Raw genomic sequence first — 23,700 nt, 5'->3', positions numbered from 1 at the left:
ATTGTCACACCGACCGGTCAGACCAGCAGGGAGGCGGCCATGAAGCGCAGGGGCGCCTCGCGGTGCAGGACCCGGCGCGGGTCCCGGGTGAGCAGCGTGGCGGGCCGGCCGAAGCGGCGCCGCCGGACGGACGCGGCGTGCACCTCACCGGCAGTGGCTCCGTCGCGGACCGCGAGATCCAGCAGGTCCCGGTCGGCTCGCGGCAGCACCTCGAGCGCCGCCCCGGCCACCGACTCCACCAGCCGGAGCAGCGCCCGGCACGTCGCGGCGTCCGCGTCGGTCCAGGCGCCCGCCGCCGCGCGGGCGTGCACCGCGCCGAACAGCTGGACCCTGAGGACCTTCACCGCGATGGCGCTGCGCTGCTGCTCGGGAAGTCCCGCCGCCCAGGCCCCGCCCAGCAGGTCGACGAAGGCGGCCAGTTCCTGGTGCAGGGGTCGCGGTGCCCGGGTGATCCGGTCCGCCGCGTCGTCGCGCACCACGTAGTGCGCCCACCGCGGGGCGAGGTCCAGGCGCCCGCCGCCGAACCAGGCGCGGGCGGTGAGCCCCAGGTCCTCGCCGGTGGCGTACTGGCCCTGGAAGCGCAGCCCGCGCTCGGCCAGCACCTCCCGGCGGAGGAGCCCGAGGCTGGTGGTGCGGTAGGCCAGCCGGTCCTTGACCGGGTCGAGGTCCGCGCGGCGGAACGGGCGGGGCACGGGGGTGCGGAGCACGCCGCCGCCGCCGTGGACCAGGCGCGGGAGCACCGCCGCCGAGCCGTGGCGCTCCGCGACCGCCGTCCAGGCCGCCAGCGCCCCGGGCGCGATGGTGTCGTCGCTGTCCACGAAGGAGACGTACCGGGCGGAGGAGCGCTCGAGGCCCAGGTTGCGGGGGGCGGCCGGGTTGCGGGTGCCGTCGACGCACTCCACCAGGTCGACGAGCGGCCGGTGCTCCGCGGCGAGACGGTCACGGATCAGCGCGGTGTCGACGTTGTGGCAGACCACCGTGAGGCGGGCCCCGCCGTGGCCGCCGACCGGGAGGCCCCCGGCCAGCACCGCACCGACGGCGCGGTCGACGGGTCGTGCGGCGGTGTGCACGGGGATGATGACGTCGACGAGCGGCGTGGGAGGGGAGGACACGCAGGACAGCGTACAAGACCGGGCCCGGCCGCTCCCCCGGCCCGGTCCGCGGCTCAGCCCTGGGAGGCCAGCACGAAGGGCAGCACCGGGCCGGCGCCGGCCCGGCGCAGGGCGCGGGCGGCCACGGCCAGCGTCCAGCGGCTGTCCACGAGGTCGTCGACCAGCAGCACGGGCCGTCCGCCGAGCCGGTCCAGCTCCTCGGCGAGCCGCGGCCCCACCTGGAACTTCTCCCACAGAGCCGCCAGCCGGTAGGCGCTGTTGCCGCCGTGCCCGCCGGCGGGGAACCCCTCGGGGACGTCGAGCTCCCCGAGGTAGGGCAGGTGGCCCACCCCGGCCATGCCCTCCGCCAGCGAGCGCACGAGCCGGGGCCGGGAGCGGGACGGGACCGAGACGACCGCCGCGGGCCGGTCCGCCCAGCGCCATTCGGCGAGGACCTGCACGCAGGCCCGGCCGAGGGCCGGATCCACCGGCCCGTCGACCGGGGCGCCCTGCTCGTCGGTGCGGAACAGCTCGCGCAGCCGGTTGCCCCAGCCCAGGTCCGTGAGCCGGGCGAGGGCCCGGCCCTCGGCGCAGCGCTCGTCCTCCGGGATCCGGCCCTTGACGTCCACGCCGAGCCGCGGCATCCCCGTGGGCCACTGCGCCCGGGGCTCCAGCACGACGCCCACCCGGGTCAGGGCCGCCCCGGCGGAGTCGGTGGCGCTCTCGTCGACGGTCGTGGGGTACCACGGGCCGGCGCAGGTGTCGCACCGTCCGCACGGGGCGGCCGTGGGGTCGTCCAGCTGCCGGGCGAGGAACTCCATGCGGCACCCGGTGGTGCGCTCGTAGTCGAGCATGGCGTTCTGCTCGTCGACCCGGGCGGCGGCGATCCGGCCGTAGCGCTCGGCGTCGTAGCGCCACGGTGCGCCCGTGGCCTGCCAGCCGCCCTGCACGCGCTCCACCGCGCCCTCGACGGCGAGGACCTTCAGCAGCAGCTCGAGCGGACTGCGCCGGACGTCCACGCGGGACTCCAGCACGGCCACGGAGAGGGCGCCCCCCGCGGCCGCCAGCTCGCCGAGGACGGCGGTGGCCTTCTGCTCCGTGGGCATGGACGCGGTCGCGAAGTACTCCCAGATCTGCCGGTCCTCGGTCCCGGGCAGCAGCAGGACGTCGGCGTTGTCGGTGGCGCGCCCGGCACGGCCGACCTGCTGGTAGTAGGCCACCGGCGAGGACGGCGCGCCCAGGTGGACCACGAACCCGAGGTCGGGCTTGTCGAAGCCCATGCCCAGCGCGGAGGTGGCCACCAGGGCCTTGACCCGGTTCTCCTTGAGCGCGGCCTCGAGCTCCTCCCGCTCGCCCTGGTCCGTGCGCCCGGTGTAGGCCCGCACCGGCAGGCCGGCGTCGGCGAGCGCCTGGGCGGTGTCCTCGGCGGCCCCCACCGTGAGGGCGTAGATGATCCCGCTGCCCGGCAGGGACTCGACGTGCTCGAGCAGCCAGGCGAGCCGGGCCGTGGCCGAGGGCAGGTCCAGCACGCCCAGCCGCAGGGACGCCCGGGAGAGCGGGCCCCGGAGGGTGAAGACCTCCCCCGTGCTCGTGCCGCCGGGCCGCACGCCCAGCTGCTCCTCGACGTCGGCGACCACCCGCTCGTTGGCGGTGGCGGTCGTGGCCAGCACCGGGACCTCCTCCGGCAGGCGCGCGATCAGGTCCCGGATGCGCCGGTAGTCGGGGCGGAAGTCGTGGCCCCAGTCCGAGATGCAGTGCGCCTCGTCCACCACGAGCAGCCCGAGCCGGGCCACCAGCTGCGGCAGCTGCTGCTCCCGGAACACCGGGTTGTTGAGCCGCTCCGGGGAGACGAGCAGGACGTCGAGCTCGTCGGCCTGCAGCTGGGCGGAGATCTGCCCCCACTCGGTGGCGTTGGCGGAGTTGATGGCCGCCGCCCGCACGCCCGCCCGGGCCGCGGCGGCGACCTGGTCCCGCATCAGGGCCAGCAGCGGGGAGACGATCAGGGTGGGACCCCGTCCACGCGCCCGCAGCAGCAGGGCGGAGAGGAAGTAGACCGCGGACTTGCCCCACCCGGTGCGCTGCACCACCAGGGCCCGCCGGCCGTGCCCCACGAGGGCTTCGATCGCCTCGAACTGGCCGGGGTGGAAGGCGGCGTCGGCCCGGCCGGTGAGCGCGCGCAGCAGCCCGAGCGCGTCCTCGCGCAGGGCGGTGTCCTGGGCGGTGTCCTGGGCGGTGTCGGAAGCCGGGGAAGTCGTCATGGGCCCCAGTCTTCCAGGGTCCACCGACGCCGTGGCGCGGCGGCCACCGGGCGGTGCAGCACGGCGCACCGCACTGCACCGCCCGGCGCCACCGGTCGGGCCCGGACAGAGCGATGCGCCCGCTGCCCATCCGTCGGAACGGATGGCCCCCGCAGCGGGCGCATCGTCCGGCCTGACGGCCGGTGGCAAGCAGAGACTCGCCTGGTGGGAGTACCGCCCCCCAGCGGTGCTCCCGTGTCGGTTCACCCCCCGATGAACCGGTCGCACCGGCACCCCCCGATGCCTGCGTGCGGGCGGCCCATCCCCCGATGAACCGCCGTCGATCCGCCCCCCGACGGATCAGTTGGTTCTGCCCCATCGGGTGAACCAATTGACTCCATGGTGGCAGGGTTTCCAAGACCTGTCACGGCGGCCGACGTCATATTCAGAACGGCCGACACCGACGTTTTTTCATGTGTTTGCGCTTGCCACATCGTTGTTTTCCCGACTTTCCCCCACCGACTCCATTCATTTGCATCGGCAAACGTGGCACGAAGTGGGGACAGACCGGCCCCGGCGCGTCCCCCAGGAGGCACCGTTCCGGGCCACGGGATGACGTCACGTTGCGCGCCCGGCGCCCCGGCCGGGCGCCGGGCGCGCGCCGGTCAGTCGCGCAGACCCGGGAAGTCCGCCTCGGTGTACTCGACGCCCAGGCCGTCGGCAGACGGCGTCACCGGCGCGCCGGCCGCCGACCGGTCCGCGGCCTCCTCGCGCTCGCGCAGCACCACGCGGCGGATCTTGCCCGAGATCGTCTTCGGCAGGTCGGTGAACTCGATCCGGCGCACCCGCTTGTAGGGGGCGAGGTTCTCCCGGGCGAAGCGGAGGATCTCCCCCGCGAGCTCCCGGGTGGGCTCCGCCCCGGCGGCGAGCACCAGGTAGGCCTTCGGCACGGCGTGCCGGACGGGGTCCGGGGCCGGGACCACGGCCGCCTCCGCGACCGCGGGGTGCTCGATGAGCACCGACTCCAGCTCGAACGGGGAGATCCGGTAGTCCGAGGCCTTGAAGACGTCGTCGGTGCGCCCCACGTACGTGTAGACCCCGTGCTCGTCCCGGCGGGCGATGTCCCGGGTGTGGTACCAGCCGTCCTGGACGACCTCGGCGGTGCGCTCGGGCTCGTCGATGTAGCCGGCCATGATCCCGGGGGGATCGTCGTCCACCTTCAGGCAGATCTCGCCCTCCTCGGCGGGCGCGCCCGTGCGGGGGTCCAGGAGCTCGACGACGAAGCCCGGCAGCGGCCTGCCCATGGCGCCGGGCACGACCGGCTGGCCGGGGGTGTTGGCGATCTGCAGCGTGGTCTCCGTCTGGCCGTAGCCGTCCCGGATCGTCACGCCCCACGCCTCCTGCACCCGGCGGATCACCTCGGGGTTCAGCGGCTCCCCGGCGGAGACGGCGGACACGGGCGGGTCCTGGACGCGGTGCAGATCCGCCTGGATGAGCATCCGCCACACGGTGGGCGGGGCGCAGAAGCTGGTGACGCCCGCGCGGCCCATCTGCTCCATGAGTCCCACCGCGTCGAAGCGGTCCTGGTTGAGGATGAACACGGTGGCCTCCGCGATCCACGGGGCGAAGAAGTTCGACCACGAGTGCTTGCCCCACCCGGGCGAGGCGATGTTCAGGTGCACGTCCCCGGGGCGCAGGCCCATCCAGTAGACGGTGGAGAGGTGCCCGAACGAGTAGGAGTAGTGGGTGTGCTCCACGAGCTTGGCCTGCGACGTGGTCCCGGAGGTGAAGTACAGCAGCAGCGGGTCCCGGGAGCGCGTGACCCCCTCGGGGACGAACACGGCGTCCGCGCCGGCGGAGTCGGCGTAGCGGCGCACCGCCCGGCCGGGCAGCTGCTCCCGCGCCGCCTCCACCTCCGCGTCCCCGCCCACGACGACGAGACCGTAGTCGCCGTCCACCGCGGCGAACTTCGGGGCGTTGGCGGCGTCCGTCACGACCCAGGAGACCCGGCCGCGCCGGACGCGGTCCTGCAGGTCCGCGGGCGGCATCATCACGGCGGTCGGGATCAGCGGCGCCCCCAGCTTCATCCCGGCGAGCTGGGTCTCCCACAGCTCCAGCTGGTTGCCCAGCATCAGCAGGATGCGGTCGCCGCGGCGGACTCCCAGGCCCCGCAGCCAGTTCGCGGTGCGGGCCGAGGACTCGGCGAGCTCGGCGAAGGTGCGCCGCTGCTCCGCGCCGTCGGCGGCCACGATCCACAGGGCGTCGCGGCTCCCCCGCCCGGGGTCCCGGGCGACGTGGTCGAACCAGTCCAGGGCGAAGTTGAAGTGCTCCATCCGCGGCCAGCGGAACTCCTGCCGCGCCCGCTCGTAGTCCTCGCGCAGCTCCAGGACACGGTCGCGGACCGCCTCGTACTGCTCGGAGACACCGGGGGCGGCGTCGGACATCGCGCTCGTGGGAACCGGCTCGACCATCGGGGACCTCTTCTCCGTCGCTGCGGGCCGGGCGGGCTCGTCCGGCCGGCCTTCCCGTGCAGTCTAGTGCGGGGCTCCCGCCGGCCGGCCTCTGCGAGGATGGTGCCCACACCCGTCGTCCCGGAAGGAGACCTCTCCCCGCCATGCCCTCCCCGGCCACCACCGCAGCTCCCGCCCGCGCCGGCGCCCGGGAGTGGGCGGCGCTCGTGGTGCTGATGCTGCCGGTGCTGCTGATCTCCGTGGACAACACGGTGCTGAACTTCGCGCTGCCCGAGATCTCCCGGGAGCTGCGCCCCACCGGCACGCAGCTGCTGTGGATGGTGGACGCCTACCCGCTGGTGCTGGCCGGGCTGCTCGTGCCGATGGGGTCCCTCGGGGACCGGGTGGGACGCCGCCGGCTGCTGCTGGTGGGGAGCACGGGGTTCGCGGTGGTGTCGGCGCTGGCCGCGTTCGCGCCCACGGGGGCGGTGCTCGTGGCGGCCCGCGCGCTGCTGGGGCTGTTTGGGTCCATGCTGATGCCGGCCACCTTGTCCCTGCTGCGCAACATCTTCCACGACCCCACCCAGCGGCGGACCGCCATCGCGGTCTGGGCCACGGGCTTCTCCGCGGGCGGGGCCCTCGGCCCGGTGCTGGGCGGGTTCCTGCTGGAGCACTTCTGGTGGGGCTCCGTCCTCCTCATCGCCGTGCCGGTGCTGCTGCCCCTGCTGGTCCTGGCTCCGGTGCTGGTGCCGGAGTCCAGGAACCCGGCCCCGGGGCCGGTGGACGTGCCCAGCGCGGTGCTGATCATGACGGCGATGGTCGGACTGGTCCACGGCCTCAAGGACCTCGGCGCGCACGGGCCCTCCCCGGCCGTGGCCGCGGCGGTCCTGCTCGCCGCCGCCGCGGGGACCCTGTTCGTGCGCCGCCAGCTGCGCCGGCCGGTGCCGATGCTGGACCTGCGCCTGTTCCGCCACGCACCGTTCACCGGCGGTCTGCTCAACAACCTGGTGGCCTCCACCACCTTCATCGGCTTCCTCTTCTTCGTCTCCCAGTACCTGCAGCTGGTGGAGGGCGTGCCGCCGATGCTCGCGGGCCTGGCCCTGCTGCCGGGGGCGGCCGTGACCATCGTGTCGGGGCTGGTCGCGGTGCACGTGGTCGGCGTCGTCCGCCCGGCGTTCGTGCTCGGCGGCGGTCTGCTGCTCATGGCCTCCGGCTTCCTCCTGGTGCTGCTCGGGGACCTGTCCGGCGGGACGGTCCTCGTCGTCGCCCTCATGGTGATCGGGCTCGGCTCCGGGGCGGCCCAGACGATCGCGGGGGACCTGATCCTCGCCGAGGTCGCCCCCGAGCAGGCCGGCGCGGCCTCGGCGATCTCCGAGACCGCCTACGAGCTCGGTGCGGGGCTGGGCGTGGCCGTGCTGGGCACGGCCGTCACCGCCACCTACGCCCACCGGGTGGTGCCGCCGCCGGGCCTGGCCCCGGACCAGGCCGCCACCGCGGCCGAGACCCTGGGCGGGGCGGTCGACGTCGCAGGAGCCCTGGACCCGGGCGCGGCCGATCAGCTGCTCACCTCGGCCGTGGCGGCCTTCGAGGCGGGGGTGCACCTCTCCGCCGGGATCGGCGCCGTCCTGCTGGGGGTGACCTCCGTGGTCGTGGCCCTGCTCCTGCGCCGCGTGCCGCGGCTGCGCCGCCGGTAGCGCCCCCGGGTAAGCTGGGCGGCCGGGCCCGCGCACCCGCGGGCGCCGCACCTCCCAGCCGCACCACCCCACAGCCCTCGAGGAGACCTCTCCATGCTCAACGCTTCGAGCCCGCGCCGACGGCACCGGGCCGCCCGACCGTTCCGCACCGGTGCGGTGGCGGCCCTGACGCTGACGGCACTGACGGCGCTGACGGGATGCGGCTCCGACTACCCGCTCGGGGAGGAGCAGCGCCGGGCCGCGGAGGAGGGCGGGTCGGACCTGTCCGGGATCCTCACCGGCGTCGGCTCCTCGGCCCAGAACGCCGCCATGCTCACGTGGCGCAGCGGCTTCGAGTCGATGCACCCGGAGGCGCGGGTGCAGTACCTCTCGGCCGGTTCCGGCGCCGGGCGCAGTGCGCTCGTGGGCGGGGGCACCGACTTCGCCGGATCGGACGCCTACCTGGACGAGGAGGAGCAGGCGGAGGTCCGGCAGTTCTGCGGCCCGGACGGCGCGATCAACATCCCGGTGTACATCTCCCCCATCAGCGTCGCCTTCAACCTGCCCGGCATCCAGGAGCTCGACCTGGACGCCGCGACCATCGCGGGCATCTTCCGCGACGAGATCACCCGCTGGGACGACCCCGCGATCGCCGCCCAGAACGAGGGTGTCGACCTCCCGGACCTGCCGATCACCCCGATCGCGCGTGCCGACGACTCCGGCACCACGGAGAACTTCACCGACTACCTGCACTCGGTCGCCCCGGAGGCGTGGCCGGAGGAGGAGGACGGGAGCTGGCCGGGCAGCCTGCCCACGGAGCGGTCCCAGGGCAACGCCGGGGTGGTGAGCCTCACCGCCGAGACCGAGGGCGCCGTCACCTATGCGGACGACTCGCTCGTGGACGAGTCCCTGGGCAAGGCCCGGGTGAAGGTCGGCTCCGAGTACGTGGCCGTGTCCGGGGAGGCGGCCGGCACCGCGGTCGGCGAGGCCTCCCGGGTGGAGGGCACCGGCCCGCACGACATCGCCCTCGAGCTGGACCGTGAGCCGGACGCCGCCGGCGCGTACCCGGTGGTGCTCGTGTCCTACCACGTCTACTGCACGAGCTACACGGACCCGGAGGTGCTCGAGCTGGCCCGGACGTTCGGCCACTACGTGGTCAGCGAGGACGGCCAGCGGGCGGCCTCGGAGGCCGTGAAGAGCGCCCCGCTGCCGGAGAACCTCCGGACGGAGGCGCAGGCGGCCCTGGACTCCATCTCCCTGCGCTGACCGGGCGGCCCGGGCGTGCGGGTCCCTGCGGATCGGGCCCGGCCCGGATACCGTGGAGTGGTCACCGACCGAGAGGACCACCCGAATGCGCCGGATCATCCCCGCCGCGGCACTGCTCGCCCTCGCGCTGACCGGCTGCGACGACGCGCAGGAGGACGGGGCGAGCGCCCCCGCGACGTCGTCCGAGGCCTCCCCCACGAGCACCTTCAGCCCGCCACCGCCCGTGACCAGCACCCCCACGCCCGAGGGCGCCCCGGGCGATGCGCAGGTCGGCTCCGAGGCGCCGGCCCCGGACCAGCCCGGCCCCGAGTCGGTGCCCACCCCCTCGGAGCAGCTCGACGGGCCGTAGCGGGCGTCCCGCGCGCACGACGAAGGTCAGGACCGGGTCGACGGACGTCCACTCCTCGCCCCGCGGGGCGACACACGCGGCCCGCTCGCCGAGTTCCGCTCCCACATGCAGGAACATGGGAACACCCCTCTTCCCTGGAAGGCACCCCATGCACGAGAACACTGCTCTCGTCCCCCGTCCCCCCTGGGCCACCGCTCAGGAGGTGACCGACCCCGAGACGGTCACCAACTCGCGGGAGCTCCCGGCCCGGTCCCTCGCCGGCCCGTCGCCGGTGGCCCTGCTCGAGACGTGGGAGGTCGTCACCACCCCGGACGGGTCCTACGCCCACCCGGACGGCGTGGTGCTGCACATCGGCCACGAGGCCTGGACCGTGGCGCAGGCCAGGGTCCTGCGCGATCGGATCGACGAGGCGCTGGGCCTGCTCGAGTAGGCACGCCCCGCGGCGGCACCGCGCGCCACGGGCGCCGCCGTCGCCGCGCACCGTCCCGGCCGGACCCGTGGAACGCGGAAGGGCCACCTTCCCGGGCGGGAAGGAGGCCCTTCGAACGAGTGGGCCCCGTGGGGCTCGAACCCACGACCCATGGATTAAAAGTCCACTGCTCTACCAACTGAGCTAGAGGCCCGCTCCCGGTCGGCGGGCACGGGGCGCGGCCGGTCCGGAGCGGGCACCACTCTACCGCACGGTCCCCGCCGCCCCCGGGACGCGGCCCGGCCCGCGAGCGCCGCGCCTAGAGTGGTCGTGAGCACCGTGCACACCGACCCGACCGGAGGAGACCGCCCGTGCCGCAGCCGAGCACCGAGGAAGAAGAACGCGCCGAGACGGGGCTCTTCGGCCCCTCGGCCGTCACCGCGTACCTCGAGCAGGTGGTGGAGCAGCTGCGGGACGAGCGCGGCGGCGCCCCCAGCTCGTCCATCCCGGCGCTCGAGGGGGCGGACCCGGAGTGCTTCGGCGTCGTCATCGCCACCGCGGACGGCCACGTCTACGAGGCGGGCAGCACGCGGGACGAGTTCAGCCTCCAGTCGATCTCCAAGGCCTTCACCTACGCCCTCGCCCTGCACGATCTCGGGGCGGAGGCCGTGCACGCGAAGATGGACGTGGAGCCCAGCGGGGACGCCTACAACGAGATCTCGCTCCAGCCCGGCACCGGGCGCCCGGCCAATCCCATGATCAACGCCGGGGCGATCGCCTCGACGTGGCTGGTCCCGGACAGCGACCGCGACCTGCGCCGGGACCGGATCCGGGAGGCCTACTCCCGCTGCGCCGGCCGGGACCTGGCCATCAGCCCCGAGGTCCTCGCCCAGGAGCACGACGCCGGGGACCGCAACCGGGCCCTGGGCTACCTGCTGGCCTCCGCCGGGATCATCGAGGGCGACCCCACCCAGGCGCTCGAGGACTACTTCGCCCAGTGCTCCGTGCTGGTCACCTGCCGCGACCTCGCCCTGATGGGCGCGACCCTGGCCAACGCGGGCACCAACCCGCTCACCGGTGAGGAGGTGTTCGACGCCGGGACCGTCTCCCGGGTCCTGTCCGTCATGAGCTCCTGCGGGATGTACGACGACGCCGGCGAGTGGATGGTGCGGGTGGGCCTGCCCGCGAAGTCCGGGGTGGGCGGGGGCATCATCGCCGTCCTGCCGGGCCAGCTGGCGGTGGCGACCTTCTCCCCCGCCCTGGACCGGCACGGCAACAGCGTGCGCGGGGTGCTCGCGTGCGAGCGGCTCTCCCAGGACCTCGACCTGCACTTCACGCACACCGCCCGGGTGGCCCGGTCCACGGTGCGGGCCAGCTACCCGATCGACCAGTCCCCGTCCCTGGTCCGGCGCAACGCGGAGGCCGAGGCCGTGCTGGCCGAGCACGGGACGGACGCCGTCGTCGTCGAGCTGCAGGGCGACCTGCTGTTCACGGGCACGGAGACGGCGATCCGCACGGTCCGCGACGTCGCCTACGACGCCTCCTACGTGGTGGTGGACCTGCGCCGGGTGGACGTCATCGCCGACTACGCGATGCCGATGCTGGCCCGGACCCGGCAGGAACTGCACGCGGCCGGGCGCACCGTGGTGGTGGTCGCCGGCAATCCCGACTTCGGCCGCTCCTTCCGGGGCGATCCGCCGCTGGAGGTCTTCCCGAGCCGGGCCGCGGCCATCAAGTGGGTCGAGGACGCGCTGCTGGAGGAGCACGGCGGGCCGGAGTGCACCCCGTCCCGGGTCAAGCCCGTGGAGTCGGAGCTGCTCTCCCGGCTGGAGCCCGAGGACGCCCGCGCGCTGCGGGCCCGCACCGTGGAGCGCACGTGGGCGGCCGGGGAGAACATCCTGCGCGCCGGACAGAACTTCGCCGGCATCCACCTCATCGTGACCGGGGACGTGTCGATGTCCCTGCGCACGCCGTCCGGGGAGCGCGTGGAGCTGCAGGTGCTGGGCCCGGGCATGAGCTTCGGCGAGCTCGCCCTGGGCACCGGCGACAAGCAGCACACGACCCTCAGCGCGGTCACCGACGTCACCGCCCGGGTCCTGTCCCCGCAGACGCTGGCGGAGCTCGAGCGGGAGGACCCGGCACTGGGGCTGCGGCTGTGGCGGGCGCTGGCCCGGGACGGTTTCGAGCGGGCGGACCAGCAGTGGCGGGACGCGGCGGTGCACGCCTCGGCCAGCGACTGGTGAGCACTCCGTGGCCCGACGGGAACCACGGCCGTACCCTGGACGCATGAGCGACGTCCCCCGCCACCACAAGCCGGTGAAGTTCTCCCCCGAGCAGTTCGACGCCCACGAGGGCGGCCCGGACCCGGCCCGCGTCTCGGAGGCGGCGCACCTCGCCGCCCACGCCCTGGTCTCCCGGGGGCGGGCCAGCGACGACCCGGAGATCAGCCGCCGGCTCATCGAGCTCACCGACGAACAGGGCCTGGAGGGCATCGCCGAGATGTGGGCGGAGGCACCGGCGGTCTCGCTCCCCGGGGCGCTGTGGCGCCTCTACGCGCTGCGGGCCGGGGTGCGGAAGGACCCCGTGCGGATGGGCCGGTACTTCGCCGCGGGCCGGGGCACCGCGCAGGTCTCCCACGTGGTCGCCGGCGTGGCGGAGCCCCCGGGGGCCGAGGAGATCACCACGATGGCGGACGCCATCCTGTCCGGGGCGTTCAACGGCGAGTTCGACGTCGCTCTCGACCGGTTCGCGGCCTTCTGCCGCGTGATCGCCCTGGGCCGGATCCGGCTGGCCGACACGGGCCGGCTGCCGGTCGTGGACGAGCACGCGCTCCGGGCACCGAGCACCGTGGCCCTGACCCAGCGCCTCGAGCGCACCGCGGAGGAGCTCGAGGCCTCGGCCAACGCCTGGCGCCGGGGGCACCTGGACTGAGACCCCGGCCACCGGCGGCCGTGCGGGAGGCCACAGCCGCCGGGCTTGGCCTGCGGGGCAGGTGGACTACCATGGACTGCAGGTGCCGGGCCGCGGCAGCCCCGGGCTCCATCTCATAGCCGCCACGAGCGGCCTTCCGCCGAGAGGCGCTCCCGGTCCGGCACCGCCCCCTCCCTCCTCCTCCGCCGCCGTCCGCGGGTCCGCGAGGCGTTCAACTGTGCCGTGTACAGTGAAGCCCGCCGTGCTCCGCGGCGCCGGCCCCGACGTCCAGGATGGTCACCAGATGGCGCTTCGCATCTTCCCGGAGGACGAGCTGGTCCTGGACCTGCTGGCCGACATGTCGGGACAGGTGACGGAGTCCGTCCGCCTCCTCTCGGAGCTGATCGGGTCCCCCGAGGTGGACGTCGCGACCCTCGACGCGATCCGGGAGTGCGAGGCCCGCTCCACCGACCTCTACTTCTCCGTGATGACCACGGTGCGCTCCACCTTCGTGATCCCCGTTCCCCGGCAGGACGTCTACGTGCTGGGGCACTGGCTCAACAAGGCCGCCGAGGAGCTCCTGGCCGTGGCCGAGGCGCACGTCGCCCACGGCCTCACCCGCCCGCCCTCGTACGCCACCGACCAGCTCGGGGTGATCGTGCGCATGTCCGAGCTGACCACCCGCGCCATGCGCGACCTCGCCGGGCTGCAGGGCCTCGACGACTACTGGTACGAGATGCTGCGGCTCGGCAAGCAGGCGGAGCGGATCCACCAGCTGCACATGGCCTATCTCCTGGAGCACCACAAGGCGGTCCCGGCCCTGCGCCGGCAGCAGACCGTCCAGCGCTTCGTGGAGGCGGCCCGGGCGCTGGTGCGCGTGTCCACCGAGGTGGGCCGCATCGTCGTGGCGGAGTCCTGAGCCACGGTGCTGGTGCTGCTCACGGTCCTGGGCCTGCTCCTCGCCGCCGTCCACGTGGTGGTCAACGGTTTCCACGACGCCCCCAACGCCCTCGCGCTGCCGGTCCGCTCCCGGGCGCTGACCCCGAAGGTCGGGCTGGTGCTGAGCGCCCTGGTGAACGCGGCCGGGGTGTTCACGGCCGGCTGGCTGCTGTCCGACTGGATCATCCCCGCCACCCCCGTGCCGCTGAACGCGGTGGGCTCGGCGGCGCTGGTGTGCGCCCTGGCGAGCACGATCTCCTGGAACGTCTTCACCTGGTGGCTGGGCATGCCGTCCTCCTCCACGACCGCGCTGCTGGGCGGGCTGCTCGGGGCGCTGCTGGGGGCCCGTGCCGTGGACCTGACCGAGCAGGACCCCCTGACCGCGGCGGCGCTGTCCCAGCTCGCCGTCCCGCTGCTGGTGGCCCCCCTGCTGGCCTACGGGCTGGCCTGGGCGCTGGTGGTCCCGCTGCTGCACCTGCTGCGCCACTCGGAGCCCTCGACCACCACCTTCCGCTCCCAGGTGGTCCAGGCCACCGGTGCCGCCGCCATCGCCTTCGGCCACGGCCTCACCCACGGGCGGCGGGCGGTCTGGGTGTTCACCACGCTGCTGCTCTGCGCGGGCCTGCCCGTCTCGGTCCGGGCCCCTGAGCCGTGGGTCCTCGTCGTCGTCGCGGCGGGGCTGGCCGTGGGGACCCTGTTCGGGGCCTGGCGGATCGCCTACACGCTGTCCTCCCGGATGATCACGATCGACCCCTTCCGCGGTGCCGTGGCCCAGGGCGTGGCGGGGTCCCTGCTGTTCCTGGGCGGGACGCTCATCCCGGTGTCGATGTCGACCTCCCAGACGACCGCTGCGGCGATCCTCGGGGCCGGGCGGCAGCAGCGCTTCCACACGGTCAACGTCCGCGTGGTGCGGCGGGTGATCCTCGTGTGGGTCGTCACGGTCCCGGTCTGCGGGGCCGTCTCGGCCACGCTCCTGCTGGCGCTCTCGCCCCTGCTGTAGCGCTCCCGCGGCCGGGCCGGCGCCCCCGCGGGCCCGGCACGGACGACGACGGGCGCCTCCCCCGGTGGGGGCGGCGCCCGTCGTCGTCGGCGCGGCGGCTCAGCCGAAGCGGCCGGAGACGTAGTCCTCGGTCTGCTGCTGCTTCGGGTTGGAGAAGATCTCCGAGGTGGGGCCGTACTCGATGAGCTTGCCGGGCTTGCCCGTGCCCTGGATGTTGAAGAACGCCGTCCGGTCCGAGATGCGGGAGGCCTGCTGCATGTTGTGGGTCACGATCACCACGGTGTAGTCCTGCTTGAGCTCGTTGATCAGGTCCTCGATCGCCAGGGTGGAGATCGGGTCCAGCGCCGACGCGGGCTCGTCCATGAGGATCACCTCCGGCTTCACCGCGATCGCCCGGGCGATGCACAGACGCTGCTGCTGGCCGCCGGAGAGGCTGGAGCCCGGCTTGTCCAGGCGGTCCTTGACCTCGTTCCACAGGTTGGCGCCCTGCAGGGAGCTCTCCACCAGGGCGTCGGCGTCCCCGCGGGAGATCCGCTTGCTGTTGAGCTTCACGCCCGCGAGCACGTTGTCGCGGATGGACATGGTGGGGAACGGGTTCGGGCGCTGGAAGACCATGCCGATCATGGAGCGCACCACGACCGGGTCCACGCCCGGGCCGTAGAGGTCGTCGCCGTCGAGGAGCACCTGGCCCTCGGCACGGGCGCCGGGGATCACCTCGTGCATGCGGTTGAGGGTGCGCAGGAAGGTCGACTTGCCGCATCCGGACGGACCGATGAACGCGGTCACCGACCGGGCGTCGATCCCCATGCTCACGTCCTCCACGGCGAGGAAGTCGCCGTAGTAGACGTTCAGGTGGTCGACGTCGATTCGCTTGGACATGGTGTGTTCCTTGCTCTTTTCTTCGCAGAGGTGTGTGCGGAGGTGCGTGCGGGAGACCGGCTCAGCGGCCGGCGGTCTTGGGGGCGAACGCCCGGGCGATGAGACGGGCCACGAGGTTGAGCAGCATCACGATCAGGATCAGGATCAGCGCCGCCGCCCACGCCCGCTGCTGCGAGGGGTCCGGGCTCGTGGGGGACGTCGGGGTCATGATCTGGTAGTAGATGAACGTGGGCAGGGTGGTCATCCAGCCCGAGAAGGAGTTCCAGTTGATCGCCGTGGCGAAGCCGGCGGTCACCAGCAGCGGGGCCGTCTCGCCGATCACGCGGGCGATCGCCAGCGTCACCCCGGACGCGATGCCGGAGATCGCGGTGGGGATGACGACCTTCAGGATGGTCCGCCACTTGCGCACGCCCAGGGCGTAGGCCGCCTCGCGCAGCTCGTTGGGGACGATCTTCAGCATCTCCTCGGTGTTCTTCACCACCGTGGGGATCATGAGCACGGTCAGCGCCACCGCCGCGACGAAGCCGAAGCGGGTGGACGGGCCGAAGAGCAGGCCGAAGAGGGCCGCGGCGAACAGACCGGCCACGATCGAGGGGATGCCGGTCATGACGTCCACGAAGAACGTGATGCCGCGTCCCAGCCACCCGCCCTTCGAGTACTCCACCAGGTAGATGGCCGTCAGGAGCCCGATCGGCACCGACAGGAGGGTGGCCCAGAAGGTGATCGAGATCGTGCCCACGATCGCGTGGTAGGCGCCGCCCAGCACCGGGGTCTCGCCCGCGGCGGCGGCGTTGTCCGTGGCGCCGGTGACACCGTTCATGGAGGTCAGCAGCAGGTTGGGGGTCAGACCGGGCAGCCCGTTGGCCAGCACCGTCCAGACCACGGAGATCAGCGGGACCACGGCCAGCACGAACGCCGTGTAGACCAGGTAGGTCACCAGGGAGTCCGCGCCGTTGCGCCGGCCCTCGACCGCCGTCACGGCGATCGGCGCGGCGACCAGGAACACGACCGCGGCCAGGACGGCCCACAGGGCCACGGAGAAGCCGAGCAGCGCCGCGAGGGCAGCGCCCACCACCACGGCGGCCGCACCGATCGCGGGCACCAGCCAGGCGGGCTTCTGGTTGCGGGTGAGCGTCGACCGGCGCGGGGAGGGCGGGCGCACGGGCGACGGGCTGTGGAAGGCGGTGGTGGTCATCAGTTGGCTCCCGAGAATTCCTTGTAGCGGGCGACGATGGCGCGGGCGATCATGTTCACGACCAGGGTGATCACGAACAGGATCAGGCCGGCCGCGATGAGCTCGGACAGCCGCAGGCCGTAGGCCTCCGGGAAGTTCAGGGCGATCTCGGCCGCGATGGTCTGGTTGCCGGACTGGACCAGGGACGCCGTGAGCGGGCCGCTGGAGAGCACCAGGGCCACCGCCATGGTCTCCCCGAGGGCACGGCCCAGCGCGAGCATCACCGCCGAGACGATGCCCGGACGGGCGAACGGGAGCACCGTCATCCGGATCATCTCCCACCGGGTGGCCCCGAGGGCCAGCGCGGCCTCCTCGTGCAGCTTCGGGGTCTGGACGAACAGCTCGCGCGACATCGCCGTGATGATCGGCAGGATCATGATGGCCAGCACCACCCCGGCCGTCAGCATCGTCTTGCCGGTCTGGGAGGGCGGGCCGGCGAAGAACGGGATGAACCCCAGGTTCCCGGAGAGCCAGGCGTAGAACGGCACCATCGACGAGGCGAGCACCGTGGTGCCCCAGGCCCCGTAGATCACCGAGGGGATCGCCGCGAGCAGGTCGATGACGTAGCCCACGGGCTTGGCGATCCGCGCCGGCGCGTAGTGGGAGATGTAGAGCGCCACCAGCACCCCGATCGGGGTCGCGATCACCAGGGCGATGACGGCGGCCACCACGGTGCCGATCACCATGGGCCAGATGTAGGACCAGAATCCGGCGCCGCCGGAGATGTCCTCCGCGGGCGCCTGGAAGGTGGGCAGCGCCTGCAGGAACAGGAACAGGGCCACGGCGGCGAGGACCGCGAGGATCAGCACGCCGGCCCCGAGGCTGAGCCCGGAGAAGATCGAGTCGCCGGCCCTGCCGCCGGAGGCGGTCTTCCTGGCGGTGACGGTGGTGGACATGTCGGGTGCCCCTTCGATTGCCTGACACGGGTTGCGCCGGGACGGGGTGGTGCCCCGGCGCCTGGGTCCGGTGACGCTCCTCACGCGGAGGTGCCTCACACACAAATGTCCCGTTCGGCGCGAGCACGGGCCACGGGCCCGGACCCGCGCCGAACGGGACCAGCAGAACTGGATCAGCCGGCGACCGTGATCTTGTCGATCGCCTCCTGCGCGGAGGTGCGCAGGTTCTCGGACATCGGGGCCGAGCCGGCGGCCTCGGCCGCGGCCTGCTGCCCCTCCTCGCTGATGACGTACGAGCCGAACGCCTTGGCGAGGTCGACGGTCTCCTGAGAATCGTACTGCGGGCAGAAGATCTCGTAGGACACGAGCACGATCGGGTAGGCCCCGGACTCGGTGGTGTCGCGCTCCAGGTCCATCGCCATGTCGTACTCGGCGCGGCCCTCGACCGGGGTGGAGCCCTCCACGGCCTTCGCGGCGGCCTCCGGGGAGTAGTTCACGTACCCCTCGCCCACGCCCACGGCCACGGTGCCCAGGTCCCCGACGGCGGAGGCGTCGGCGTAGGTGATCGCGCCCTCGGTGCCGTTGGTGGACTGGACCACCCCGGCGGTGCCCTTGTTGTTCTCGGCGGCCCACTGGGAGGGCCAGTTGCCGGAGACCTCCTCGGTCCACACCTCGGGGGCGGCCGCGGCCAGGTACTCCTGGAAGTTCTCGGTGGTGCCGGACTCGTCGTTGCGGTGCACCACGGTGATCGCGGTGTCCGGCAGCTCGGCATCCGGGTTCTGCTCGGCGATGGCCGGGTCGTTCCAGGTGGTGATCTCCCCGGTGAAGACCTGCGCGATGGTCTCCCCGTCCATGTTCACGGTGTCGACGCCGGGCAGGTTGAAGGCCACGGCGATCGGGGAGATGTAGGCGGGGACGTGGAAGCCGCCCTCGGGCCCGCAGACCTCCTTGGAGGCCTCGTACTCCTCGTCGTCGAGGTAGGCGTCCGAGCCGGCGAAGTCCGTGCCACCGGCGGTGAAGGCCTCGCGCCCCGCGCCGGAGCCGTCCGGGGAGTACTGCACCGTGGCCTCGGGGTTGGCCTCCTGGAAGCCGTTCTGCCACGCGGTCATCGCGGCCTGCTGGGCGGAGGAGCCGGTGCCGGTGAGCGTGCCGGAGACACCGGCGCCGGCCGCCGAGGACTCGCCGGAGCCCGTTGCTTCGCCCGTGGCGTTGTCCGAACCGCACGCGGTGAGCGCGAGCGTGCCGATGGCCAGGACGGCCGCGGAACGGCCGAGGTGGGATGCCTTCACTGAATGCCCCTCAAATCACAGTCGTGGCCCGTCGCGGGGCCCATGTCCAACGTGGCGCCGGAAGAGCTCCGGGCCGGTGCAAGAGGTGGATCTGCGGTCGTCCCGCGGACCTCTCACCGAGTGACCCTAAGGAGTGCAGGTGGCCAGAGTGGCCCGGCAAGGTGAACGGGGGGTGAACACCGGCCCCGGGAGCCGGGCGTGGTAGCGGATCTCACAGCGCGGCCGGGCCTCCGGGCGTTCCGGCCGGGCCGGTCCGGTGGCCCCGGCCGCTCCCCTAGGATGGGCCCATGCAGCCAGGCGACCGTGCGCGAGCCGCGGCCCGTGCGGTGGGCAGCCGCACCCGGGTCGGCCTGACGCGGGTCCGCACGGGGCTGCTCCAGAGCTTCCAGATCACGGTCGCGAGCGTCGGGGCCTACGTGATCGCCGAGCGGCTCCTGGGCCACTCCGGACCGATCTTCGCGGCCACCGCGGCCCTCGTGGCCCTGGGCTTCGCCAAGGACGGACTGCGCTACCGGCGCGTGCTCGAGGTCTCGATCGGCTGCACCCTCGGCATCGCCGTGGGCGACACGCTGATCCACGTCCTGGGCGCCGGGGTGTGGCAGGCCGCGGTGGTGCTGATGACCTCGATCCTGCTCGCCCGCTTCCTGGACAACGGCACGCTGTTCACCACGCAGATGGGCCTGCAGTCCGTGCTCGTGGTCCTGCTCCCGCCCTCCCAGGACGGCGTGTTCGCCCGCTCCACCGACGCCATCGTGGGCGGGGCGTGCGCCCTGGCCCTGGCCTACTTCGTGCCCACGGACCCGCGGCGGCAGCCGCGCCATGACCTGCGGGCGCTCGTCGACGAGTTCTCCGGGGTGCTGCGGGAGGCCGGCCGCGCCGTCGAGGACTACGACGCCACTGCCGCCTGGCACGCCCTCGTGCGCTCCCGCCAGACCCAGCCGCTCGTGGACTCGGTGAACTCCGGGCTGAAGTCCGCCGTGGAGATCGCCACGGCCTCCCCGCTGTACCGCGGCCGCCGCGCGGAGATCGAGACCATCGGGCGCTCCATCCGCTTTCTCGACCTCGCCGTGCGCAACGCCCGGGTGCTCACCCGCCGGCTCGCCTCGGTGCTCAACCACGTGACCCTCTCGGACGAGGCCGTGGCCGCCCTGACCGACGCCCTCGACGACCTCGCGGACGCGGTCACCACCCTGGGCAACGCGCTGGCGGTGGCCGCTCCCGGGTCCCGGGAGAGCTACCTGCGCCAGGCCCGCAACGAGCTGGCGAACGTGGCCGGGCGGCTGCACCCCCGCGAGATGGGGGTGCGCACCATGGAGGGCGAGACCCTGGTGCTGGACATGCGGCCGATGGTCGTGGACTTGCTCGAGGCGGCCGGCATGACCCACGAGGAGGCGCGCGCCCAGCTCCCCCGGCTGGAGGGCTGGGACCGCGCCTGAGCACCGCCCCGGTCGGTGCGGCCCGCCCGTGCCGGCGCGCCCGGATCCGGCCCCGGGGGGCGCCGACGGCCCCGACGAGTGCCGGTGGCGGGCGGGCCGGCTCAGCAGCAGGACGTCGGGAGCAGGGGCAGCGGGGCGCGCGCGAGCGCCACCGTCTGCGGGGCCGGGCAGCAGGCGTCGGCCGGCTCCTCGGCGGCCGGAGGGGCGCAGCAGCCCTGTTCCCCGGCGCGGTCGTCGGCAGGCCTCGGGGCGGGCAGGTCGCAGGAGCCCCCCAGGTCGGTGGAGCACACGCCGGTCTCGGGCAGGACCAGCTGCACGTCGTCGGCGGCTTCCCGGTCCCCGGCCAGGGCGGCGGCGATGGAGCGGACCTGCTCGTAGCCGGTGGCCATCAGGAAGGTGGGGGCACGCCCGTAGGACTTCATGCCCACGATGTAGAAGTCCGGCTCGGGGTGGGCCAGCAGCCGCTCTCCGTGCGGGGCCACGGACCCGCAGGAGTGGAACTCCGGGTCGATCAGCGGCCCCAGCCGCTTCGGGGCGTCGACGGCCGGGTCCAGCTCCAGGCGCAGCTCGGAGAGTATGGCGAGGTCGGGGCGGAAGCCGGTGGCCGGCACGAGCAGGTCCACGGCCAGCTGCCGCTCTCCGGCCGGAGTGGCGGCCCGGACGGTCAGCCCGTCGTCGTGCGTGCTGAAGCCGGTGATGGTGCAGGAGGTGTGCACCTCCACCACGCCCGACTCCACCAGGCGGCGCAGCCGGGTGCCGAGGGCGCCGCGGGCGGCCAGCTCGTCGCGGTCCTCCCCGCCGTAGACCCGGGAGACGTCGGCGGAGCGGACCGCCCAGGAGATCCGGGTGCCCGGCTCGGTCTCAGCCAGGGCGCCGAGCTCGAGCAGGGTGTTGGCCGCGGAGTGCCCGGCGCCGACGACGAGCACGTGGCGGCCGGCGAAGCGGTCCCGGTCCCGGCCGGTGGCGTCGGGCAGCGGGGCGGTGATCCGCCCGGTGGCCGCAGCCGTGCCCTCCCCCGGTGCCGGCAGACCGGCCTGGCCCAGCGGGTTGGGCGTCGCCCAGGTGCCGGAGGCGTCGATCACCGCGGACGCCTGGACGTCCTCCAGGACGCCGTCGGTGTGCTGGACGCGCACCAGGAACGGCGTGGCCGCCCGGTTCGCGGTGCGGGTCCTGTCCATCCCCGCCCGGGAAACGGCCACGACGCGGGCCCCGGTGCGGATCCGTCCCGCCAGAACCGCTGCGAGGGGCTCCAGGTACTGCTCCACCAGCTCGGCGCCGGTCGGCAGGACGCCGGGGTCCGGCGCGGTCCAGCCGGTGACTTCCAGCAGTCGGGCGGCGGCGGCGTCGACGTCGTAGCGCCACGGGGAGAACAGCCGGGTGTGCCCCCAGTCGCGGATCGCCGCCCCCACCTGATCGCCGGCCTCGAGCACCAGCGGGGTGAGGCCGCGCTCGGTCAGGTGGGCGGCGGCGGCCAGGCCGACCGGTCCGGCCCCCACCACGACCACGGGCAGGTGAGGTGTCCTGGTCATGACCGGGCGGCCTTTCGCGCCGTGGTGTGCTCGGTGGGCAGCAGCTCGGAGATCAGCTGCTGGACCCGGGCCTTGATCTCGTCGCGGATCGGGCGGACGGACTCCACGACCTTGCCGGCCGGGTCCTCCAGGGCCCAGTCCTCGTAGCGCTTGCCGGGGTAGAACGGGCAGGCGTCCCCGCAGCCCATGGTGATCACCACGTCGGAGTCCTGCACCGCCTGGTCGGTGAGGATCTTCGGGGTCTGGGCGCTCAGGTCGATGCCGTCCTCGGCCATGGCCTCCACGGCGGCCGGGTTCACCGCGTCGGCCGGGGCGGAGCCGGCCGACCGGACCTCGATCCGGCCGTGGGAGAGGTGGGTGAGGTAGGCGGCGGCCATCTGGGACCGCCCGGCGTTGTGCACGCACACGAACAGGACGCTGGGCTTGTCCGTGGCCCCGGCGGAGGTCGTCGCGGTGGTCTCGTCAGTCATGGGAATCATCCGTTCTGTCGGAAGGGAAAGAGGCGAGGAGGAGGGTTCAGGCGGGTCCGCCGGTGAGCTCGGTGAGGAGTGCCTGGACGCGGGTGTCGATGTCGTCGCGGACCAGGCGCATCCGCTCGGCGCCCTCGATGCCGCGGGCGGACGGTTCGTCGGTGTGCCAGGTCTCGATCGTGCCGGCCATGCCCTCGACCGGCTCGACCTTCGCCTCGTCGCCCAGCACGACCACCCGGTCGACCCGGCGCAGCAGGTCCGGGTCGATGGGCTTCGGCGTCCCGGAGGACATGTCGGCGCCGACCTCGGCGATCACCTCGGCGGAGAGGGCGTTGATCGCCTTGCCGGGCGTGGTGCCGGCGGAGTGCACCTCCACGGCACCTCCGGCGTGGTGGGCCATGAGGGCGGCGGCCATCTGGGACTTGCCGCCGTTCTTGGCGCAGACGAACAGGACGGAGGGCTTGGTGGTCTCGGTGCTCAACAGGTGCTCCTCGGACGTCACAGGGTCAGCGGGTGGGGACGGTGCGGTCACCGGGGAAGAGCCGGCGCCCGGCCCACAGGGACACGTAGACCAGGGCGACGAGCACGGGCACCTCGATCAGCGGGCCGACCACTCCGGCCAGGGCCTGCCCGGAGGTCACCCCGAAGGTGCCGATGGCCACGGCGATGGCGAGCTCGAAGTTGTTGCCGGCCGCGGTGAACGCCACGGTCGTGGACTTCGCGTAGTTCAGCCCCAGGGCACGGGAGGCGAGCAGGCCGATGCCGAACATGAGGACGAAGTACACCAGCAGCGGCCACGCGATGCGCACCACGTCCCAGGGGTTGGAGGTGATCGCGTCGCCCTGCAGGGCGAAGAGCAGCACGATGGTGAACAGCAGCCCGTACAGGGCCCACGGCCCCAGCTTCGGCAGGAACGTGCCTTCGTACCAGGCGCGTCCCCTGGCCTTCTCCCCGAGGGTGCGGGTGAGGAACCCGGCCACCAGCGGGATGCCCAGGAACACCAGCACGGAGGCGACGATCGACCACACGGAGAACTCCGCGGACGTGGTGGGCAGGCCCAGCCACCCGGGCAGGACCTGGAGGTAGAACCAGCCCAGGGCGCCGAAGGCGATGACCTGGAAGACGGAGTTGATCGCCACCAGCACCGCCGCCGCCTCCCGGTCCCCGCAGGCCAGGTCGTTCCAGATCAGCACCATCGCGATGCACCGGGCCAGTCCGACGATGATCAGACCGGTGCGGTACTCCGGCAGGTCCGGGAGGAAGATCCAGGCCAGGGCGAACATCAGCGCGGGCCCGACGATCCAGTTCAGCACCAGGGAGGCGCCCATCAGGCGGCGGTCGCCCGCCACGCGGTGGGTCTCGTCGTAGCGGACCTTGGCGAGCACCGGGTACATCATCACCAGCAGCCCGACCGCGATCGGCAGGGACACCTCGCCGATCCGCACGGCCTCGAGGGCGGTGTCCAGGCCCGGCACGAACCGGCCGAGCAGCAGGCCGGCGAGCATCGCGGCGACGATCCAGGCGGGCAGCCAGCGGTCGAGGAAGGACAGGTCCTTCATCACCCCCTGGGAGGTGGCGGGGGCGGTGGCGGTGTCGCTCATGGGCGGGCTCGGTCCTTCGCATCGACGACGATCTATCGGAAA

The 23,700-nt window shown here is 73.6% G+C and carries 20 protein-coding genes and 1 tRNA gene; 9 read left to right on the top strand and 12 right to left on the bottom strand.

Features of this window, described 5'->3' with window-relative positions:
• Positions 1–17 precede the first annotated feature (17 nt).
• From GMA12_RS12915 to GMA12_RS12905, 3 genes are all read right to left on the bottom strand, one after another.
• Positions 18–1,112: a glycosyltransferase gene (locus GMA12_RS12915; protein WP_162459814.1), complete on the bottom strand. Its 1,095-nt coding sequence runs from the start codon at positions 1,110–1,112 to the stop codon at positions 18–20.
• Between the two features lie 53 nt (positions 1,113–1,165).
• Positions 1,166–3,349, bottom strand: coding sequence for a RecQ family ATP-dependent DNA helicase (locus tag GMA12_RS12910; RefSeq protein WP_156269893.1), 2,184 nt, complete (start codon positions 3,347–3,349; stop codon positions 1,166–1,168).
• Positions 3,350–3,993: 644 nt separating this feature from the next.
• Positions 3,994–5,799 carry an AMP-binding protein gene (locus GMA12_RS12905; RefSeq protein ID WP_276607405.1) on the bottom strand — a complete coding sequence of 602 codons (1,806 nt, stop codon included), beginning with the start codon at positions 5,797–5,799 and terminating at the stop codon, positions 3,994–3,996.
• Positions 5,800–5,942: 143 nt separating this feature from the next.
• Between GMA12_RS12905 and GMA12_RS12900 the strand changes: the two genes are divergently transcribed.
• From GMA12_RS12900 to GMA12_RS12885, 4 genes are all read left to right on the top strand, one after another.
• Positions 5,943–7,472 carry an MFS transporter gene (locus tag GMA12_RS12900; protein ID WP_156269892.1) on the top strand — a complete coding sequence of 510 codons (1,530 nt, stop codon included), beginning with the start codon at positions 5,943–5,945 and terminating at the stop codon, positions 7,470–7,472.
• A gap of 93 nt (positions 7,473–7,565) precedes the next feature.
• The gene (gene pstS, locus GMA12_RS12895) at positions 7,566–8,717 is read left to right on the top strand and encodes a phosphate ABC transporter substrate-binding protein PstS (RefSeq protein WP_156269891.1); all 1,152 of its coding nucleotides are present in this window, start codon (positions 7,566–7,568) and stop codon (positions 8,715–8,717) included.
• A gap of 85 nt (positions 8,718–8,802) precedes the next feature.
• A complete protein-coding gene (locus GMA12_RS12890) occupies positions 8,803–9,066 on the top strand; it encodes a hypothetical protein (RefSeq protein ID WP_156269890.1) in 264 nt (87 codons plus the stop codon).
• Between the two features lie 148 nt (positions 9,067–9,214).
• Positions 9,215–9,496, top strand: a complete 282-nt coding sequence (locus GMA12_RS12885) for a hypothetical protein (protein WP_147017516.1) — start codon at positions 9,215–9,217, stop codon at positions 9,494–9,496.
• A 120-nt stretch (positions 9,497–9,616) separates the two neighbouring features.
• Here GMA12_RS12885 and GMA12_RS12880 read toward each other — a convergent pair.
• Positions 9,617–9,689: transfer RNA gene (locus GMA12_RS12880), tRNA-Lys, on the bottom strand.
• 157 nt (positions 9,690–9,846) lie between these two features.
• On the opposite strand from GMA12_RS12880, the gene glsA reads away from it, so the two are divergent.
• From glsA to GMA12_RS12860, 4 genes are all read left to right on the top strand, one after another.
• A complete protein-coding gene (glsA, locus tag GMA12_RS19580) occupies positions 9,847–11,718 on the top strand; it encodes a glutaminase A (RefSeq protein WP_162459813.1) in 1,872 nt (623 codons plus the stop codon).
• 43 nt (positions 11,719–11,761) lie between these two features.
• Positions 11,762–12,406: a hypothetical protein gene (locus GMA12_RS12870; RefSeq protein WP_156269889.1), complete on the top strand. Its 645-nt coding sequence runs from the start codon at positions 11,762–11,764 to the stop codon at positions 12,404–12,406.
• A 283-nt stretch (positions 12,407–12,689) separates the two neighbouring features.
• Complete coding sequence (locus GMA12_RS12865; protein ID WP_156269888.1) at positions 12,690–13,304, top strand: DUF47 domain-containing protein; 615 nt, start codon at positions 12,690–12,692, stop codon at positions 13,302–13,304.
• Between the two features lie 12 nt (positions 13,305–13,316).
• Positions 13,317–14,324, top strand: a complete 1,008-nt coding sequence (locus tag GMA12_RS12860; RefSeq protein ID WP_370831530.1) for an inorganic phosphate transporter — start codon at positions 13,317–13,319, stop codon at positions 14,322–14,324.
• Between the two features lie 99 nt (positions 14,325–14,423).
• Here the strand turns inward: GMA12_RS12860 and pstB are convergent, their stop codons facing one another.
• The 4 genes from pstB to pstS (GMA12_RS12840) all read right to left on the bottom strand — a co-directional run bounded on the left by pstB (position 14,424) and on the right by pstS (GMA12_RS12840) (position 18,622).
• The gene (gene pstB / locus GMA12_RS12855) at positions 14,424–15,203 is read right to left on the bottom strand and encodes a phosphate ABC transporter ATP-binding protein PstB (RefSeq protein WP_156269887.1); all 780 of its coding nucleotides are present in this window, start codon (positions 15,201–15,203) and stop codon (positions 14,424–14,426) included.
• Between the two features lie 61 nt (positions 15,204–15,264).
• On the bottom strand, positions 15,265–16,398 hold the full coding sequence (gene pstA / locus GMA12_RS12850; RefSeq protein WP_156269886.1) for a phosphate ABC transporter permease PstA: 1,134 nt from the start codon (positions 16,396–16,398) through the stop codon (positions 15,265–15,267).
• Positions 16,398–17,333, bottom strand: coding sequence for a phosphate ABC transporter permease subunit PstC (pstC, locus tag GMA12_RS12845; RefSeq protein ID WP_156269885.1), 936 nt, complete (start codon positions 17,331–17,333; stop codon positions 16,398–16,400). Before pstC ends, pstA begins: the two co-directional genes overlap by 1 nt.
• A 173-nt stretch (positions 17,334–17,506) precedes the next feature.
• Complete coding sequence (pstS, locus tag GMA12_RS12840) at positions 17,507–18,622, bottom strand: phosphate ABC transporter substrate-binding protein PstS (protein WP_162459811.1); 1,116 nt, start codon at positions 18,620–18,622, stop codon at positions 17,507–17,509.
• Positions 18,623–18,909: 287 nt separating this feature from the next.
• Between pstS (GMA12_RS12840) and GMA12_RS12835 the strand changes: the two genes are divergently transcribed.
• Complete coding sequence (locus tag GMA12_RS12835) at positions 18,910–20,058, top strand: FUSC family protein (protein ID WP_156269884.1); 1,149 nt, start codon at positions 18,910–18,912, stop codon at positions 20,056–20,058.
• Positions 20,059–20,159: 101 nt separating this feature from the next.
• Here the strand turns inward: GMA12_RS12835 and GMA12_RS12830 are convergent, their stop codons facing one another.
• Genes GMA12_RS12830 through arsB form a run of 4 tightly spaced genes read right to left on the bottom strand, consistent with a single transcriptional unit; the run spans position 20,160 to position 23,658 of the window.
• Entirely contained in the window at positions 20,160–21,587 is a 1,428-nt protein-coding gene (locus GMA12_RS12830) for an FAD-dependent oxidoreductase (protein WP_156269883.1), read from the bottom strand.
• Entirely contained in the window at positions 21,584–22,057 is a 474-nt protein-coding gene (locus GMA12_RS12825; RefSeq protein WP_156269882.1) for an arsenate reductase ArsC, read from the bottom strand. Before GMA12_RS12825 ends, GMA12_RS12830 begins: the two co-directional genes overlap by 4 nt.
• A gap of 46 nt (positions 22,058–22,103) precedes the next feature.
• Positions 22,104–22,538, bottom strand: a complete 435-nt coding sequence (locus GMA12_RS12820; RefSeq protein WP_442354868.1) for an arsenate-mycothiol transferase ArsC — start codon at positions 22,536–22,538, stop codon at positions 22,104–22,106.
• Between the two features lie 25 nt (positions 22,539–22,563).
• Positions 22,564–23,658 carry an ACR3 family arsenite efflux transporter gene (gene arsB, locus GMA12_RS12815; RefSeq protein ID WP_156269881.1) on the bottom strand — a complete coding sequence of 365 codons (1,095 nt, stop codon included), beginning with the start codon at positions 23,656–23,658 and terminating at the stop codon, positions 22,564–22,566.
• Positions 23,659–23,700 lie beyond the last annotated feature (42 nt).

It is taken from the genome of Kocuria sediminis (genome assembly GCF_009735315.1).
In the GTDB taxonomy this organism is placed as follows: Bacteria; Actinomycetota; Actinomycetes; order Actinomycetales; family Micrococcaceae; genus Kocuria; species Kocuria turfanensis.
Note: the sequence above shows the minus strand (reverse complement) of the source record. Positions and strands in the feature narration are given on the sequence as shown.